This is a genomic window from Enterobacter cloacae complex sp. ECL72, assembly GCF_019056635.1.
Taxonomy (GTDB): domain Bacteria; phylum Pseudomonadota; class Gammaproteobacteria; order Enterobacterales; family Enterobacteriaceae; genus Enterobacter; species Enterobacter hormaechei_C.
Map to the genome: position 1 here is coordinate 1,485,160 of NZ_CP077659.1, position 17,134 is coordinate 1,502,293.

At 55.4% G+C, this 17,134-nt stretch carries 14 protein-coding genes and 1 other RNA gene; 11 read left to right on the forward strand and 4 right to left on the reverse strand.

The annotated features are described in order from the left end of the window. Positions 1-161 precede the first annotated feature (161 nt). Positions 162-1,562, forward strand: coding sequence for an MFS transporter (locus KTH07_RS07210; RefSeq protein ID WP_032634426.1), 1,401 nt, complete (start codon positions 162-164; stop codon positions 1,560-1,562). Positions 1,563-1,565: 3 nt separating this feature from the next. Further along, complete coding sequence (locus KTH07_RS07215; RefSeq protein ID WP_023303533.1) at positions 1,566-3,941, forward strand: glycoside hydrolase family 3 N-terminal domain-containing protein; 2,376 nt, start codon at positions 1,566-1,568, stop codon at positions 3,939-3,941. Between the two features lie 5 nt (positions 3,942-3,946). On the opposite strand, the gene rprA is transcribed toward KTH07_RS07215, so the two are convergent. Then, positions 3,947-4,054, reverse strand: an RNA gene (gene rprA, locus KTH07_RS07220) — antisense sRNA RprA. Between the two features lie 208 nt (positions 4,055-4,262). Then, a complete protein-coding gene (gene ydiK / locus KTH07_RS07225) occupies positions 4,263-5,378 on the reverse strand; it encodes an AI-2E family transporter YdiK (RefSeq protein WP_032619812.1) in 1,116 nt (371 codons plus the stop codon). Between the two features lie 199 nt (positions 5,379-5,577). Here ydiK and KTH07_RS07230 point away from each other — a divergent pair, with 199 nt between their 5' ends. From KTH07_RS07230 to KTH07_RS07240, 3 genes are all read left to right on the forward strand, one after another. Next, complete coding sequence (locus KTH07_RS07230; protein WP_032670067.1) at positions 5,578-8,634, forward strand: FAD-binding and (Fe-S)-binding domain-containing protein; 3,057 nt, start codon at positions 5,578-5,580, stop codon at positions 8,632-8,634. After that, a complete protein-coding gene (gene menI / locus KTH07_RS07235) occupies positions 8,631-9,041 on the forward strand; it encodes a 1,4-dihydroxy-2-naphthoyl-CoA hydrolase (RefSeq protein WP_023296356.1) in 411 nt (136 codons plus the stop codon). The genes KTH07_RS07230 and menI overlap by 4 nt, the downstream gene beginning before the upstream one ends. A gap of 85 nt (positions 9,042-9,126) precedes the next feature. Then, entirely contained in the window at positions 9,127-9,321 is a 195-nt protein-coding gene (locus KTH07_RS07240; protein WP_003857766.1) for a YdiH family protein, read from the forward strand. A gap of 46 nt (positions 9,322-9,367) precedes the next feature. Here the strand turns inward: KTH07_RS07240 and KTH07_RS07245 are convergent, their stop codons facing one another. Both KTH07_RS07245 and KTH07_RS07250 read right to left on the reverse strand, forming a co-directional pair. Continuing rightward, positions 9,368-9,997 (reverse strand): helix-turn-helix domain-containing protein, encoded by a 630-nt coding sequence (locus KTH07_RS07245; RefSeq protein WP_023296357.1) that lies wholly within the window; start codon positions 9,995-9,997, stop codon positions 9,368-9,370. 77 nt (positions 9,998-10,074) lie between these two features. After that, complete coding sequence (locus KTH07_RS07250) at positions 10,075-10,734, reverse strand: winged helix-turn-helix transcriptional regulator (protein WP_015570718.1); 660 nt, start codon at positions 10,732-10,734, stop codon at positions 10,075-10,077. A 354-nt stretch (positions 10,735-11,088) separates the two neighbouring features. Between KTH07_RS07250 and KTH07_RS07255 the strand changes: the two genes are divergently transcribed. Genes KTH07_RS07255 through KTH07_RS07280 form a run of 6 tightly spaced genes read left to right on the forward strand, consistent with a single transcriptional unit; the run spans position 11,089 to position 17,092 of the window. Next, positions 11,089-11,619 (forward strand): fimbrial protein, encoded by a 531-nt coding sequence (locus KTH07_RS07255; RefSeq protein ID WP_015570717.1) that lies wholly within the window; start codon positions 11,089-11,091, stop codon positions 11,617-11,619. Positions 11,620-11,675: 56 nt separating this feature from the next. Beyond that, positions 11,676-12,353, forward strand: coding sequence for a molecular chaperone (locus KTH07_RS07260; RefSeq protein WP_015570716.1), 678 nt, complete (start codon positions 11,676-11,678; stop codon positions 12,351-12,353). 27 nt (positions 12,354-12,380) lie between these two features. Continuing rightward, entirely contained in the window at positions 12,381-14,924 is a 2,544-nt protein-coding gene (locus KTH07_RS07265) for a fimbria/pilus outer membrane usher protein (RefSeq protein ID WP_075606908.1), read from the forward strand. A gap of 1 nt (position 14,925) precedes the next feature. After that, positions 14,926-15,873, forward strand: a complete 948-nt coding sequence (locus KTH07_RS07270) for a fimbrial protein (RefSeq protein WP_023296361.1) — start codon at positions 14,926-14,928, stop codon at positions 15,871-15,873. An 11-nt stretch (positions 15,874-15,884) separates the two neighbouring features. Beyond that, positions 15,885-16,397: a fimbrial protein gene (locus tag KTH07_RS07275; protein ID WP_026094315.1), complete on the forward strand. Its 513-nt coding sequence runs from the start codon at positions 15,885-15,887 to the stop codon at positions 16,395-16,397. A 41-nt stretch (positions 16,398-16,438) separates the two neighbouring features. After that, positions 16,439-17,092: a LuxR C-terminal-related transcriptional regulator gene (locus KTH07_RS07280; protein ID WP_015570713.1), complete on the forward strand. Its 654-nt coding sequence runs from the start codon at positions 16,439-16,441 to the stop codon at positions 17,090-17,092. Positions 17,093-17,134 lie beyond the last annotated feature (42 nt).

The window sequence follows — 17,134 nt, forward strand, 5'->3', positions numbered from 1 at the left end:
CACAAATAAAGCAAAAAACCAAATATCATAATTTATCTGTTAATTTAGACAATTGTTAGCGGGCAGGGCGTTGCTAATACTTGAGCCTTACCGCGTACATCCGTCGGGATGATGCGCGACTGGTTGAAATACGTTTTAACCTGATAAAAAGGCAAATAACAATGACAATCTCCTCTGTATTACGTACCAAAGATAAAATAGGTTACGGCCTCGGCGATATGGCCAGCGCGCTGGTCTGGCAAACGGCAACGTTATTTCTCGCTTATTTCTATACGGACGTATTCGGTTTGCCTGCGGCCATTATGGGCACCATGTTTTTAGTGGTGCGCGTGGTCGATGCGTTTGTCGACCCGTGCATTGGCGCGCTGGTGGACCGCACTCAGACCCGCCACGGTCGTTTTCGTCCCTGGCTGCTCTGGTTTGCCATTCCGTTTGGCGTGAGCTGCCTGATTACCTTCTACGTACCGGATGCCGGGGCGACGGCAAAAATTGTCTATGCCTGCGTAACCTATGCCATCCTGAGCCTGATCTATTCCGCGATTAACGTCCCTTACTGCGCCATGCCCGGCGCGCTGACGCTCGACCCGCGCGAACGCCACTCGCTGCAATCCTGGCGCTTTGGCCTGTCGTTTATCGGCGGGTTGATTGTAACGGTCATCGCGCTGCCGCTGGTCTCATTATTAGGCCAGGGGAATGTGCAAAAAGGCTATTTCTATGCCATGAGCCTGATGGGGCTGCTGGGTATTGTTTTATTCTTCTGCTGCTTCTTTATGACCCGGGAGCGTTACTCGCCGCGCAATGACACCTCCGGCTCGATGCTGACGGATTTAAAACTGCTGGCCGCCAATAGCCAGTGGCGAATTGTTTTTCTGTTTAATATTTTACTGTTAACCGCCGTCGTGACGCGTGGCTCTGCGACCATGTATTACGTTAACTATGTTCTGTTACGTCCGGAACTGGTTTTTGCCTTTATTGTTTCCGGCATGGTGGCCTCCTTAAGCGGCGCATTATTATCTGAACGTCTGCTGGGGAAATTTGACCGGGTGCGTGCCTATCAGTGGACCATTATTTCTTTCGTTATTTTTGGCGCGCTGATTTTCTTCATTCCGCCTTCGCAGGTGTGGCTGATATTCGGTCTGAATATTGTGTTTAGTTTTATTCAGAACCTGACCACGCCGCTGCAATGGACCATGTTCTCCGATGTGGTGGACTACGAAGAACACCGTAGCGGCCGCCGCCTGGACGGGCTGGTCTTTTCTACCGCCCTGTTTGCCATCAAGTTTGGGCTGGCGCTGGGTGGGACGGTGGTCGGTTGGGTGCTTGGCATGGTGGATTACGCGCCGGGTCAGGCAAACCAGGCGCCTCACGTTCTTGCAACCATCAATGCCCTGTTCACCCTGATCCCCTGCGTGCTGTTCCTCTGCATGGTGGCGCTCCTTGCCATCTACAAACTTAACAGCCGGCTGGTGGACAACATCGCCCGCGAGCTGGCCAGCAAACGCGATAGTCGAAACGATGCGGGGCAGCTCAGCCCGGCAACCCAATCCGCACTACAGGAGTAAACCATGACTGCGATCTACAAGGACGCGGGACGTTCCGTACACGAGCGTGTCGCTGATTTACTGGCGCGTATGACGCCGGAAGAGAAATTTGCCCAGATGCACGCGTACTGGCTGATCCTTGATGAACACGGCAACCACCGCGAGCGCAGCGATCTGAGCGATGAATTCGCCGGCGTGAGCGAACAAGCGTCCCTCAGCGAAAGACTGAAGCTCGGCGTCGGGCAGATCACCCGCCCGCTCGGCACGCACATTGTTGATGCAAAAACCGGCGTGCGTGCCGCCAACCGCCTGCAACGCATGATGATGGAGGAGACCCGGCTCGGCATTCCGGCGCTGTTTCATGAAGAGTGTCTGGTAGGGCTGCTGTGCAAAGATGCAACGCTGTTCCCGTCGTCGCTGAACTACGGTTCTACCTGGGACCCGGCGCTGGTGCAGCGCGCGGCGGAGCAGATTGGCAAAGAGGCCCGATCCGTCGGGTGCCAGCAGGGGCTGGCCCCGGTGCTGGATGTCTCGCGCGATATGCGCTGGGGACGGACGGAAGAGACCTTTGGGGAAGATCCGTGGCTGGTAGGGGTGATGGCGACGGCGTACGTGAAGGGGTTGCAGGGCGATAAGCGCGATCTGCTGGCGACCCTGAAACATTACGTCGGCCACTCCTTCAGCGAAGGGGCGCGCAACCATGCGCCGGTCCATCTCGGTTTCAGCGAGCTTAACGATACCTTCCTGCTGCCGTTTGAGATGGCGGTAAAGCTGGCCAACGCCGGTTCGGTGATGCCAGCCTATCACGACATTGATAATCAGCCAGGGCACAGCGACCATTTTCTGCTCACCACCGTGCTGCGTGAACAGTGGGGCTTCGACGGCATTATCGTGGCGGATTACGGCGGCGTCAGCCTGCTGCACCAGCACCACGGGATTTCTCACGATCCAGCACAATCGGCGGCGCTGGCGTTTAACGCCGGGCTGGACGTGGAATTGCCGAAGGATGACTGCGCGCGTCATCTGGCTGAAGCGGTAGAGCGTGGGCTCATCTCAATGGCGAAAGTGGATGAGATTGTGGCGCGCGTGCTAAGTGAAAAATTCCGTCTCGGGCTGTTTGAAAAACCGTACGCCGACGAAGACGGTATCGATTTGCAGAATGAGGCGACCCGGCAGGTGGCGCGCGAGGTGGCAACAAAATCGATCACGCTGCTGGAAAATAACGGCATTTTGCCCCTCGGCGGAAAACCCCGTGTAGCGGTAGTGGGGCCGACGGCGGACGATCCACTGGCGTTACTGAGCGGCTACAGCTTCCCGGTTCACCTGATTATCAGCGATATGGTTGAAGAGACTTCGCAGGTGACCACCCCGCGCGCGGCGCTGGAACAGTACCTTGGTGCATCGCAGATACGTTACGCCAAAGGGTGCCACATTATCGAAAAACGGATGGCGGGCGCGCCGGTGTTCCCGGGCGACAGCGGCGGTAAACCGATGCAGCAATCGCCGGTTTCACAACGCACGGATCTGATCCCCGACGCCGTGAGCGCGGCAAAAGAGAGTCACGTGGTGGTGGCCTGCGTGGGCGACCTCGCCGGACTATTCCAGAGCGGCACCGTGGGGGAAGGTTCGGATACCGATTCGCTGGATCTGCCGGGCGTGCAGCAACAGCTGCTGGAGGCGCTGGTGGCAACCGGTAAGCCGGTGATTGTCGTCATGACGGGTGGGCGTCCTTATAACCTTCAGGGGCTGGAAGAGAAGGTGGCCGCGCTGATGATGGCCTGGGCGCCGGGGCAGGAAGGGGGCTGGGCGATTGCCGATGTCTTAACCGGCCGCGCGGAGCCGCAGGGCAGGCTGGTAGTGAGCGTGCCGAAAAACGCCGGGGCGATGCCGTACTACTATAACCACAAGCTGAAAAGCGGCGGCACGCCGTTTGCGTTCCATTTCGGCGCACTTTACCCGTTCGGTTACGGTCTCGGCTGGACGCAGTTTCGCTGGGGCGCGGCCCGCCTGGCGGAAAGCCGCGTCCCGATCGACGGAGAGGTGGCGTTAAGCGTCGATATCACCAACACCGGCGAGCGCAGCGGCAGCGAAGTGGTACAGGTGTACGTACGCGATAAGGTCGCCACGCAGGTGCGTCCGCTTCAGGAGCTGAAAGCGTTCCAGCGCGTTACGCTTTCACCGGGAGAAACCGCCACGCTGACCTTTACCCTGCCGGTGGAGATGTTTAATTTCACCCGCCGGGACGGGAAGCGGATTGTCGAGCCAGGGGAATTTGAGCTACAGGTTGGCGCGTCCTCGGCGGATATACGCGAGGTGGTGAACGTGCTGGTAACCGGGGAGACGCAGGAGCTGGCGGGGGAATGGCGCATGCTCAGCCGCTGTGACATTACACGGGCGTAAAAAGGATAAAAAAAAGCCCATCGTGGGAGATGGGCAAAGACTACACACAGCAATTCGTTGTTTCACTCAGGGGATTTCCATGCTTATAAATCAAGGTGTTGATTTATAACCGTGTCTTAATAGTAGGCATGCCAGGATTTTGAGTCGATCGGATTCGTCTCAATAGTTAAAGGCAGGTAAAGATTTCTTGAAGAGAATGACGGTTTTAGGCAGAAAAAGGCGGGTCTGACCAGTGTGCAGAGAATAAATAGTTTAGCAACGTTTAAGTATTGCTGTGGAGAGTGTAGCCGGGTAAGCGTTAGCGCCACCCGGCCTACGTTCTTACTGCGCGTTCTTATCTTCCAGTTCTTCAAGTTCGCTTAAGATGACGTCAGGGTCGGTTCCCGGCGGCGGCACTTCATGCACCCAGGCGGAGAAGAGACGCCAGGTTACCGCAAGCAGCACCGGACCGATGAACAGGCCAATCATGCCGAAGGCAATTAACCCCCCGATCACCCCGGACAGGATCAGAATCAGCGGCAGGTCAGCGCCCATGCGGATGAGGAGGGGACGGATCACGTTATCCATGGTGCCCACCACGCAACTCCAGACCAGTAGCACCGTGCCCCAGGTCGTGTTCCCCGTCCAGTAAAGCCAGATAATGCAGGGAACCAGCACCAGCAGCGGACCGAGCTGAGCCAGACAGGTCATCAGCATGACGACGGTGAAAATGGTGGCATAAGGTACGCCGGAAATTGCCAGCCCGATTCCGCCAAGTACAGCCTGCACCAGCGCTGTGACCACCACGCCGAGCGCTACCGCGCGGACGGCCTGGGCTGCCAGCAGCACGGCCGCATCGCCGCGTTTACCTGCCAGTCGGGTGGCGAAATGACGTACCCCCAGCGCAACCTGCTCACCGCGCCAGTACAGCAGGGCGCTGAAGACCAGCATCAACGTACAGTGCATCATGAAGCGACCAATGTGCGCAGCCTGCCCCACAAACCAGGTGGTGGTTGTGCCGATGTACGGACGCACTTTGGCCATCAGCGCGCTACCGCCCATCTCCAGCAGGCTGTGCCAGCCGCTGTACAGTTTTGCGCCCACAACAGGAATGCTGTTCAGCCACGCGAGATCCGGCAGCGTCATATCACCGCTGGTGACCGCGCGAATAACCGGGCCGCTACTGTCAACCAGGCTGTTAACCAGCAGTGCAATGGGAATAATAAACAGCAGGAACAACAGCAGCGTCATCACCAGCACGGCCAGGCCGCGGCGACCAAACAGCAGTTTCTGCAAACGTAAGAGTAAAGGCCAGGTGGCGACGACGACGGTCGCGGCCCAGGCAAATCCGAGCACGAAAGGACGAACAATCCACAGACACGCAATAATCATAATGGCTAAGAACAGCACCGACAGCAGTATCTGCGCGACATCCCTGGGCTGACGAAGATTGACCATAAACGAAACTTTCCTTAAATGAACACCAGCAAGGCTGATGGGAATATAAACCGCATCTCTCTAATCATTAGTGATTTCAGCGATTTTTGAAAGGCGGATTTTGCCCGTAATTCTACGAAGCACATAAGAAAAAAATGTGATAAAACTTTCCAGACACAACGCAAACGATTTCACACTATTCTCATTAGGGTCGACAGCAATGATCCCACAGATTTCTCAGGCACCGGGCGTCGTTCAGCTGGTGCTTAATTTTTTGCAGGCACTGGAGCAACAGGGTTTTACAGGTGACACCGCCACCGATTATGCCGACAGGCTGACGATGGCGACCGATAACAGTATTTACCAGCTTCTTCCCGATGCCGTCGTTTTCCCGCGCTCTACCGCCGATGTGGCGCTCATCGCCCGTCTGGCGTCGCAGGAGCGTTTCAGCACCCTGGTCTTTACCCCACGCGGCGGCGGGACGGGTACCAACGGGCAGGCGCTGAACCAGGGCATCATCATTGATATGTCCCGCTATATGAACCGCATCATTGAGATCAACCCGGAAGAGGGGTGGGTGCGAGTGGAAGCGGGGGTGATCAAAGATCAGCTGAATCAGTTTTTGAAACCTTACGGCTATTTTTTTGCGCCAGAGCTTTCCACCAGTAACCGCGCGACCATTGGCGGGATGATCAACACCGATGCCTCGGGGCAGGGCTCGCTGGTCTACGGCAAAACCTCCGATCACGTTATGGGTGTGCGGGCGGTGCTGCTGGGGGGCGATATCCTCGATACCCAACCGATGCCGATCGAGCTGGCCGAAACGCTGGCAAAAGAGAGCACCACCAGCGGACGGATTTATCGTACCGTGCTGGAGCGCTGCCGCGAAAATCGCGAACTGATCCTCAACAAATTCCCGAAGCTTAACCGCTTCCTGACGGGCTACGATCTGCGCCATGTCTTTAATGACGATCTGAGCCAGTTCGATCTTACCCGCGTACTGACCGGGTCAGAAGGGACGCTGGCCTTCATCACCGAAGCGCGTCTGGATATCACCCGGTTGCCAAAGGTGCGCCGTCTGGTGAATGTCAAATACAACTCCTTTGACTCCGCGCTGCGTAATGCACCGTTTATGGTGGAGGCGCGGGCGCTGTCGGTGGAAACCGTCGATTCAAAAGTTCTGAACCTGGCCCGGGAAGATATCGTCTGGCATTCGGTGAGCGAACTGATTACCGACGTGCCGGATAAAGAGATGCTCGGCCTGAACATCGTCGAGTTCGCCGGGGATGACGCAGAGCTGATTGAGAGCCAGGTAAGCACGCTCTGCCAGCGTCTGGACGAGCTGATTGCCCAGGGGGAAGGCGGCGTCATTGGCTGGCAGCTGTGTAACGATCTCTCCGGCATCGAGCGAATCTACGCGATGCGTAAAAAAGCGGTGGGGCTGCTCGGCAACGCGAAAGGGGCGGCGAAGCCTATTCCGTTTGCGGAAGATACCTGCGTGCCGCCGGAACACCTTGCTGATTATATTGTGGAGTTTCGCGCGCTGCTCGACAGCCATGGTCTGAGCTATGGCATGTTCGGGCACGTGGACGCGGGTGTGCTGCACGTGCGCCCGGCGCTGGACATGTGCGACCCGCAGCAGGAGATCCTGATGAAGGAGATCTCCGACGAGGTCGTGGCCCTCACGGCCAAATACGGCGGCTTGTTATGGGGCGAGCACGGCAAAGGATTCCGCGCCGAGTACAGCCCGGCGTTTTTTGGCGAACAACTTTACGCCGAGCTGCGTAAGGTGAAAGCCGCTTTTGATCCCGATAACCGCCTTAACCCGGGAAAAATCTGCCCGCCGGAGGGCGTTGATGCGCCGATGTTGCAGGTGGACGCCGTCAAGCGCGGTACCTATGACCGACAAATTCCGATTGCGGTACGCGCTTCATGGCGCGGCGCGATGGAGTGCAACGGCAACGGGCTGTGCTTCAACTTCGATGTGAAAAGCCCGATGTGTCCGTCGATGAAAATCACCAGCAACCGCATTCATTCCCCGAAAGGGCGTGCCACGCTGGTGCGCGAATGGCTGCGCCTGCTGGCCGACCGCGGCGTTGACCCGCTCAAGCTGGAACAGGAACTGCCGGAAAAACGCGCCAGCCTGCGCGGGCTTATCGAACGCACCCGCAACAGCTGGCATGCGAACAAAGGTGAATACGATTTCTCGCATGAGGTGAAAGAGGCGATGTCCGGCTGCCTGGCGTGCAAGGCGTGTTCAACCCAGTGCCCGATTAAAATTGACGTACCGGAATTCCGTTCCCGCTTCCTCCAGCTGTACCACACGCGTTATCTGCGCCCGATGCGCGATCATCTGGTGGCGACGGTGGAGAGTTACGCGCCGCTGATGGCCCGTGCGCCAAAAACCTTTAACTTCTTTATCAACCAGCCGCTGGTGCGCAAACTGTCAGAAAAACATATCGGCATGGTGGATCTGCCGCTGCTGTCGGTGCCATCACTCCAGCGTCGGCTGGTGGGGCACCGCTCGGCGAACATGACCCTGGAACAACTGGAAGCATTAAGCCCTGAGCAGAAAGCGAAGGTGGTGCTGGTAGTGCAGGATCCGTTTACCAGCTATTACGATGCGCAGGTGGTGGCCGATTTTGTCCGACTGGCCGAGAAAATCGGCTACCAGCCGGTGGTGCTGCCGTTCTCCCCGAACGGCAAGGCGCAGCACATAAAAGGTTTCCTCACCCGCTTTGCGAAAACCGCGCAGAAAACTTCAGATTTCCTGAATCGCGTGGCGCAGCTCGGCATGCCGATGGTGGGCGTCGATCCGGCGCTGGTGCTCTGTTACCGGGATGAATATAAGCAGACGCTCGGCGATAAGCGCGGTGATTTTCAGGTCTTACTGGTGCACGAGTGGCTGCCTGCGGTGCTGACGCAAACGCCCACTCAGGAGGTGAGTGGAGAAGCCTGGTATCTGTTTGGGCACTGCACCGAAGTGACGGCGCTGCCGACGGCGCCTGCCCAGTGGGCTTCTATCTTTGCCCGGTTTGGCGCGAAGCTGGAAAGCGTTAACGTGGGCTGCTGCGGTATGGCCGGAACCTACGGCCATGAAGTCAAAAACCACGCTAATTCGCTCGGCATTTACGAGCTGTCATGGCATCAGGCGATGCAGCGCCTGCCACGCAACCGCTGTCTGGCGACGGGCTACTCCTGCCGCAGCCAGGTGAAACGGGTGGAAGGTAACGGCGTCCGCCATCCATTGCAGGCTTTACTGGAGATTATCGGATGATCTGGAAACGTGCGGTCACGCTGGAGGCCTTAAATGCCATGGGCGCGGAGAACATGGTCGGTTTGCTGGATATCCAGTTCACGCGCATTGGCGACAACGAACTGGAAGCGACGATGCCGGTAGACAACCGTACTCATCAACCGTTTGGCCTGTTGCACGGCGGCGCGTCCGTCGTGCTGGCCGAAACGCTGGGGTCGGTGGCGGGCTACCTGTGTACGGAAGGAGAGCAGAAGGTGGTGGGTCTGGAGGTCAATGCCAACCACATCCGCTCCGTTCGCAGCGGGCGCGTGCGCGGCGTCTGCCGGGCGCTGCATGCCGGAAGCCGTCATCAGGTGTGGCAGATTGATATTCTGGACGAGCAGGATCGCCTGTGTTGTTCATCCAGGCTGACGACGGCCGTTGTGTAAAGTTTCCGGATGTCTTGTTTTTGGTCAAAAATTAGCCGCCTGATTGTGATATACTGGTCACGTTTTGAACATAAGCGAGGACATCATGGATACTGAAATAACCCCAACACAGCTGGCAATTGAATATTTACGTCGCGATAAAAGCAATCTGTCTCCCGCCCAGTACCTGAAAAAGCTGAAACAGCTTGAGCTGGAATTTACGGATTTGCTGGCGCTCTCTTCAAACGAACTGAAAGAAGAGATCTACTTTGCCTGGCGGTTGGGCGTTCACGTCCATTAAGCAGTGAAGAAAAGGCCGCAAGCGCGGCCTTTTTTGTGTTTGACATTCAGTATCTGGCAGGCAGTTTGTTAATTTTAATCAGCCGGCCTTCTTCCATTTCGATGAACCCACCCGTTTTCAGATCAGCCAGGATCCGCATTACGCCACTACGGGAAAGATGGGTTTTATCCCTGATATACCTTTCCGCCGTCACGCTGCGTCGGTAGCTGTCATCTTCCTGCATCAGCAGCACGAGCTGCTGGCGAATCATCTCGTACGCGGTTGGCGCGCCTTTCGGCATGACGTTGTGATAGAGGCGGTTATAGACAAACATCAGATGATTAGAAAGCAGCCCCCACAGCGCCTTCTCTTTGATAATTTGAGCCACCCGATCGGTCGTGAGCACACCAATCAGGCAAGGCGTTACCGTTCGGAGGTAGTCATTAAAATAAATGTCCGTCAGGTTAGCGAGGCCAAACAGGGCGGGACTGCGCGCCGTTGAAAGCATCATGTCGTCGCTTCTTCTGTATATGGCGACCGTGCCATCAAGAATTAAATAACACATGCTCTGCCCGTCAACCTGGAGATCAAGTTGCTCGCCGGGATCGGTTTTATGCGTGGCGCAGTGCGGCTGTAAATGAGAAATCAGTTCCTGAGCATAGGGAGAGCCGCGATGCGATGGTTTGTCAGAAGACATAGCGTTAACCTGGAAAGAGACTGTACTCTCTATAGTGTCGCTCTTCTTTTCCACCTTCTCCAGAGATAAATACAGCCTCAGTACTTACGGGGTAAGTGATGGATCTCTACTAGTACGCCACGCTCCATGGTGATGTATTTCCCCGTCCGCAACTCCGCGAGGATCCGCATAATGCCGCTGCGTGAAAGATAGGTGCGGCTTTTGATATAGGCCGCGGCGGTAATGTTTTGTCTTATGGCTTCCGGCTCCTGCATCAACTCAACCAGTTGAAAGCGGATAATGTCATAAGCCGACATTTGCGATATCTGGGCACAATGTTCGTAGACGCGCGATGCGGTATAGATCAGCAGGTTTGAGAAGTGCTCCCATAAATTCTGTTGTGCGACAACATGATTGAAACACGCCAGCGAAACGCTGGCCACCTCTGAGGTTTCCAGCGCTCTGACGTACAGGTGTTCAGACGATAACTGGCTGCTCACGCCGAGTATAAATGGCGCGGATTCAGAATTTAAGACGATACCGTCCCCGCGACGGTGCAACGCCACGCTGCCATGCAACAGTAAAAAGCATTGACGGGTATCGCCGGAGCAATAATGGATAATTTCTCCTCTGGCAATAATGCTTCTCTCCGCATGCGGCAAAACATTATCGATTATTTTTTCAATGTGCTTAAAAGGCTTAGCGCCGAGCACTGTTGACTTATCAATATCTGACTCAGGCGCGAAACGGGTATTCATGTGAAACCTCACTGACTGATGCGATCATTTTTTGATCGGCATAAAGAATTATCTTAAAAACCAGCAGGCCAGGGAATGTTTGCGGCGAGTCTAATTATAGACTCGCTTTTTTTTGAGTCTTAATTAATTGAAATTGAAACCTTTTTTATTCAGGTCTAAAAGTAGACTTTGGCCATTATTCTTAAGGTGTTTCCGAGTGAATATGTTTTGTAATTGTTAAAAGAGGGTCTACAGCTAGACCTCAAAATTGATTGTATGCGGAAAAAGAGTTGTATAAATTTTGACTCGTCGGAAGGGCTTTTGTTTCTGCAACTGAATGTCGGTAATAAATAAAGTAATACGGGATATAAAATTATGAATACAAAATTGATGATGGCAATGTTAGCGGCAGGTTCTGTACTCACCATGACCAATGCATTCGCAGCGGCCGGTACCGTTAATTTTAACGGGAATATTCTGGATTCTGCCTGCGACGTTGATGTGGCATCCCAGAATCAGGTGGTGGTATTAGGCGATTATTATAAAACGGAATTCCCGACAACCGGGGCGAGAACGGCTGCGACGCAATTCAATATTATTTTGAAAAACTGTCCGGTAACGGTCACCAATGCAAAAGTCCGTTTTGACGGCACGCCGGATTTAACCAACGCCAGCCTGCTGGCGATTGATACGTCCGTGGCGGGGGCGGCCACCGGGGTGGCGATTAACCTGATGACGGCAGATAAAGCCGATCTGCCGCTGCACGGCAGCAACAGCTATATTTACCCGCTCAGCAGTACGGCTGATAATACACTGAACTTCTACGCGCAGTATATCTCCACCGCGGCATCCGTGACCGCGGGCCCGGCTAACTCGGTCGCAAACTTCTCAGTGGTATACAACTAAGTCATTGCAGTAATCAGCAGGGGGCCGCCCGGCCCCTTGTTTTATGAGGTATTAAAATGCGTTTTATCACGACAATGGGCCTGGCTATGGCGCTGTTACCGCTGACGTTAACATCCGTCAGTGCGGGAGTAATTATTGGCGGCACCCGTATTATTTTTGATGGGACTAAAAAAGAGGCGTCAATAGGTATTACTAATCCTGATAATGTTCCTTATTTAATCCAGTCGTGGATAGATGTTCAGGATGAACAATCGGGTAAAGCGCCTTTTATTATTACGCCACCACTGTATCGGCTGGACGGCGGGCAAAAGAACCTTGAGCGTATTGTCATGACCGGCTCACTGCCTCAGGGGCGGGAGAGTTTATTCTGGCTGAACATTAAAGCTATTCCTTCAGCCTCAAAGCAGATGAACTCGCTGCAAATTGCCGTCAAAACGCGCATCAAATTAATTTATCGACCAGAGACTCTTCGTGCGTCTACCCCCGAGGAGCAAGCCAATAAATTAACCTGGCGTCGTGCGGGAAATACCCTTCAGGTTAATAACCCTACGCCGTACGTTATCAATTTCAATGAAATTACGTTGGGTAATAAGAAACTTGACGATGTCACGTACGTGATGCCTTCAGGCACAGCCCGTTTTCCGTTACCGAACGGAACCAGTGGCAATACGCTGACGTTTAAAGTCATTAACGATTATGGCAGCCCTGGCGAATTACACCGGGCCAGTTTGTGATCCTTACGCGTTAATCAGGTGTTCGTCATGACAACGGCATTGAATACAATGCAGCCTGCGCGCCTGGTAATATTTATTGCCCTCGCGCTTGCTGGTGTCTCTCCCACACTGTATGCCAGTGAGACGTTTAATAGGGAACTGGTAGAGCTGGATAATCCCGGAATGGGAAAAGCGGATTTATCTGCCTTTGAATCCGGCTCGCAGGCGCCCGGGATATACCACGTTGATATTATTCTTGACGATCGGCTGCTGGAAACGCGGGATATTCGTTTTATGGCAGTGAAGGATGCTAACGGCAGTGAAACGTTGCAGCCTTGCCTGAGTATCGGGCAGTTAAAAGCGTGGGGCGTGAAAACGGCGCTTTTCCCACAGCTTGCCGCCGGGGAAGGTGAATGCGCCGATCTCAGGGCGATTCCACAGGCCAGCGCGGATTTCCAGTTTGGCGCCCAGCGTCTGGCGATTAGCATTCCACAGACGGCTATAGACCTGCCAGCGAGAGGTTACGTTCCGCCGGATATGTGGGATGAAGGCATTACCGCGGCCATGCTCAACTACAGCCTGAGCGGGGCAAACAGCCGGGCAAGAAGCGGGGCAGGCACCCGCAGCGACAGCCAGTATGCAAACCTGCGGCCGGGGATCAACGTCGGTCCCTGGCGGTTACGCAACTACACCACCTGGTCCCGCGATGCGTCCGGCCAGGATAAGTGGGACAACGTCTATACCTTGATGCAGCGCGCGATTATTCCCCTGCAAGCCCAGCTTACGCTCGGAGACAGTTCCGCGTCTGCCGATGTCTTTGACAGCATGCCGTTTCGCGGCGTCCAGCTGGCGTCCGACGACGATATGCTGCCGGATTCCCTGAAAGGCTATGCGCCGGTGGTGCGCGGTATTGCGCGAACTAACGCGCAGGTCGTGGTGCGTCAGAATGGCTATCAAATCTACCAAAGCTATGTGGCACCGGGCGCGTTTGAGATCGCGGATATGTATCCCACCGGCGGCGCGGGAGACCTTGATGTCACGATCGTCGAAGCTGATGGTAGTGAGCAACATTTCTCCCTGCCGTACGCTTCGCTGCCGGTCCTGCAACGGGAGGGGCGCCTGAAATATGCCCTTACCGCCGGGCAGTATCGCTCGTATAACCGTAGCGTGGAGAAAACCCCCTTCGGGCAACTGACCGGAATTTACGGCCTCCCTCACGGTATTACGCTCTATGGCGGCGTCCAGGGGGCAGATAAGTACCAGTCGGCGGCTCTGGGGGTGGGCAAGAATATGGGCGATCTCGGGGCTGTATCCGCAGACGTCACTCAGGGCTGGTCAACGCCGGAGCATGCCGCGAAAACAAACGGTCAGTCGTGGCGGGCCCGATACAGCAAGAATTTTATCAATACCGGGACCAACTTTTCAATTGCCGGGTATCGCTACTCGACCCGCGGCTATTACGGGATGCAGGACGTCCTCGATTCGTACGGCGACAGCCGCGCGCTTCAGGACAGGCGACGTAACCGTGCCGAGCTGACGATGAGCCAGACGCTGGGGGACAACCTGGGCGCGCTTACCCTCAGTGCGGCGCGGGAAGATTACTGGAATGACGGTAAGTCGATGGCTTCGTGGAGCGTCGGCTATAGCAACTACTGGCACAACATCAGCTATGGCCTGACATGGACTTACAGCAAAAATGTCCGCTCAGCGTCAGAAACCCGTGACAGCCAAAAAAACGCTGATCACGACCAGCTTCTGGCGTTCAACGTCAGCATTCCGCTGGATAAATTTTTGCCGCAGACATGGGCTAACTATGGCATGAACGCCAGCGGGAATAACGGGACGACGCATAACTTCGGCCTGAACGGGGTAGCGCTCGAGAACCGTGCCCTGAGCTGGAACGTACAGCAGGGATACGGCACAGAGGGCGTGGGCTATACCGGCAATGTTAACGCGGACTACAAAGGCGCCTATGGCGAAGTCACGGCAGGTTATGGTTATGACAAAAACAGTGAACGCCTGAATTACGGGCTGCAAGGCGGCATTCTCGCCCATGCTGATGGCATCACGCTTTCCCAGCCGCTGGGGAAGACCAGCGTCTTAATCAAAGCCCCTGGCGCCCACGACGTGGATATCCGCAATCAGCCCGGTGTACGGACAGATTTTCGCGGATATACGGTCGTGAGCAACCTTTCTGTCTACCGGAAAAATGATCTCACCCTCGACCCGGAAACGATGCCGGACGATGTCGAGCTGGAGATCAACACCCGCACGGTGACGCCGACGCGGGGAGCGGTGGTGAGAGCCGATTATCTGCCGAAGTCAGGTCGCCGGGTGCTGATGACCTTGACCGACAGCGACCGCGCCGTTCCGTTTGGGGCGGTGGTCACCCTTGTGGGTGATGACAGCGGCAGTTTTATTGTCGGCGATCGCGGTCAGGTCTATTTAACCGGGATGCGCGAGCAGGGAACGTTAGTCGCTACATGGGGAAGTCAATCCAGTCAGCAATGCCGCGCTGATTTCACGCTGCCGAATCACTCAACGTACGGTGGGATCGCTGATATGCACGCCACCTGCCGTCAGGAACGCTAACATGAAATGTCTTAACGCGATGCTGCTGCTCTGTTTGCTCGCGGCGGCAAATATGGCTCGTGCCGGTACCTGCACCACCATCACCCCGCAGCTTTCCACCCTGTCCGTGGGGACGATCAACGTGCAGCGCGATGCGCCTGTCGGCACGGTGGTATTTTCCGGCGCGGCGTCAGCCACAGGCTCCTATCTTACCGGGTGTACTAATCCGCTGATGCTGGGATTCAGCCTGCGCTACAACGGCGCCACGTTGAGCAGCTACGGCAACCATGTTTACAACACGAACGTCAGCGGGATAGGGATACGCTTTTCTTCCAACGGCTATTTTGAAAACCCGAGCAATACATTTTCCTACAATGCGCAGACCTCCTATGTGGACTGGTACGGCGGGAGGATTGAGCTGGTGGTGACGGGGCCGGTCTCATCGGGGGCATTAACGCCGGGGACGATCGGCGTCGTGACGCTACAGGGAAGCGATGGCCTCTACCGTGACGGTCTGACCACGCAGCTCACCTCCGGCACCATCAATGCGCTGGCGTGCACGGTGAATACGGCCCAGCTGACGTTTCCGATAGGGGATATTCCCGCCTCGGCGTTCGGCTCCACGGTGGGCACCACGCCAGCGGGAGCACAGAACACGCAAAACCTGGGCCTGACCTGCGCCGCCGGAACCAATATTACGGTCTCGCTCAGTGGAATACAGAACCCGGACAGCGCCAATACCAGCGTGATGGCCTTAACCGGGCAGGGAAATGCCGGCACTGCGAAAGGGGTTGGGGTGCAGCTTATCTATAACGGTGCACCGCTGGTGATGAACAGCCGACTATTCTTGCGGCAGTCTGCCGGGGGGCAAGAGACGTTGCCATTAACGGCCCGGTATTACCAGACGTTAACCCGCGTGGAGTCAGGTTCAGCGAATGCCTCCGCCACCCTTAATTTGACCTACCAGTAGCAGGTAAGAAGATGAAAATAAGATGCAGGACACTGCTTTTACTTGCCTTACTCAGCGGGAAGGTATGCTCCGCTGATAGCGTCAACATCGGTGTGACGGGAAATATCGTGGCGTCGCCGTGCATATTTAATGGCGGCAGTAACAGCCTCGATGTCAACCTGGGCAATATTCAGGCAACCAATATGGCGACGCCGGGCTCAACATCGGATCCGGTGCCTTTCAGTCTGCTGTTTACCCAGTGCCCAACGGGAACGCAGAGTGTGACCGTCGCTTTCACCGGCAGCCCCGATCCCGAGGCGGGAGCGGACTATTTCATGAACAGCGGTTCGGCCACGCACGTGGCGATAGCCATGCGCGATGCCCAAACCGGCGCGCTTAAAGGAACAGGCACCAGTATGACCCAGACCATTGCCGCGGACAGAACCGCGACATTGGCTATGCTGGCCTCGGTAAAATCCATGCCGGGAGGCGCCACGCCGGGAAGCATCAGCGCGGTTGTGGTAATGACGATGCAGTACAACTAAATGCCGGTGATAAGCCTTTTTTAAAGACGTTGGTGTGAACTATGTTAAATATTCTGATTCAGGAAACGGATCTGTTTTTTCAGGCTGGGCTACAGAGCTTTTTCGACGATTTTTTTAAGCATAACTTTCATCGCTCCATCACATTTCACCTGGCGCTGACCAATGAAAACGTCAGCCAGGCTGATATTATTGTTCTTTCATTATGTCAGGGGGAAACGCTGACCTGTTTTCCGGAGTTACTGGCCCGGCAAAAAGGAATTGTGATAGGTCTCGTCGACGATGAGCTGCGCTTTTCGGCGCTGCCTTCCTGCTTTCAGGACATCATTTTTCTCCCGCGCCGGGCGTCGCTTGACCGTATTAGCGGCGTTCTGTTTATCGCGTGGTTCAGGACGCAATTACCAGGTTACACGTTGAATAAAAAGACCTGTTTCGACTGCCAGCATAAAGGTTTATCCCGGCAACAGATTCGTATTATGGTCAATTTTTACCGGGGGCTGTCGGTGGTGCAGACCGCGAACGCGTTGAAGATGAGCGAAAAAACGGTCTTTACCCATAAATATATGATGATGCAGAAATTTAATCTGCGAAGCGATTACGAGCTGATCGTACTGTTGAGAAGGCTGATGGAGAAAAAGAGCCGTCCGAACCTGCTTCGCGATTACCTGGAAAATAATTATGCACAACAGATAACGTAAAACAGCAGCGGATAGCGGGCCGGGCAGCGATAGCCGCCACCC

Excerpts from the sequence above, each read along its gene's own strand:
- KTH07_RS07210 (WP_032634426.1), top strand. The coding sequence starts at position 162 with ATGACAATCTCCTCTGTATTACGTACCAAAGATAAAATAGGTTACGGC.
- KTH07_RS07215 (WP_023303533.1), top strand. The coding sequence starts at position 1,566 with ATGACTGCGATCTACAAGGACGCGGGACGTTCCGTACACGAGCGTGTC.
- ydiK (WP_032619812.1), bottom strand. The coding sequence starts at position 5,378 with ATGGTCAATCTTCGTCAGCCCAGGGATGTCGCGCAGATACTGCTGTCG.
- KTH07_RS07230 (WP_032670067.1), top strand. The coding sequence starts at position 5,578 with ATGATCCCACAGATTTCTCAGGCACCGGGCGTCGTTCAGCTGGTGCTT.
- menI (WP_023296356.1), top strand. The coding sequence starts at position 8,631 with ATGATCTGGAAACGTGCGGTCACGCTGGAGGCCTTAAATGCCATGGGC.
- KTH07_RS07240 (WP_003857766.1), top strand. The coding sequence starts at position 9,127 with ATGGATACTGAAATAACCCCAACACAGCTGGCAATTGAATATTTACGT.
- KTH07_RS07245 (WP_023296357.1), bottom strand. The coding sequence starts at position 9,997 with ATGTCTTCTGACAAACCATCGCATCGCGGCTCTCCCTATGCTCAGGAA.
- KTH07_RS07250 (WP_015570718.1), bottom strand. The coding sequence starts at position 10,734 with ATGAATACCCGTTTCGCGCCTGAGTCAGATATTGATAAGTCAACAGTG.
- KTH07_RS07255 (WP_015570717.1), top strand. The coding sequence starts at position 11,089 with ATGAATACAAAATTGATGATGGCAATGTTAGCGGCAGGTTCTGTACTC.
- KTH07_RS07260 (WP_015570716.1), top strand. The coding sequence starts at position 11,676 with ATGCGTTTTATCACGACAATGGGCCTGGCTATGGCGCTGTTACCGCTG.
- KTH07_RS07265 (WP_075606908.1), top strand. The coding sequence starts at position 12,381 with ATGACAACGGCATTGAATACAATGCAGCCTGCGCGCCTGGTAATATTT.
- KTH07_RS07270 (WP_023296361.1), top strand. The coding sequence starts at position 14,926 with ATGAAATGTCTTAACGCGATGCTGCTGCTCTGTTTGCTCGCGGCGGCA.
- KTH07_RS07275 (WP_026094315.1), top strand. The coding sequence starts at position 15,885 with ATGAAAATAAGATGCAGGACACTGCTTTTACTTGCCTTACTCAGCGGG.
- KTH07_RS07280 (WP_015570713.1), top strand. The coding sequence starts at position 16,439 with ATGTTAAATATTCTGATTCAGGAAACGGATCTGTTTTTTCAGGCTGGG.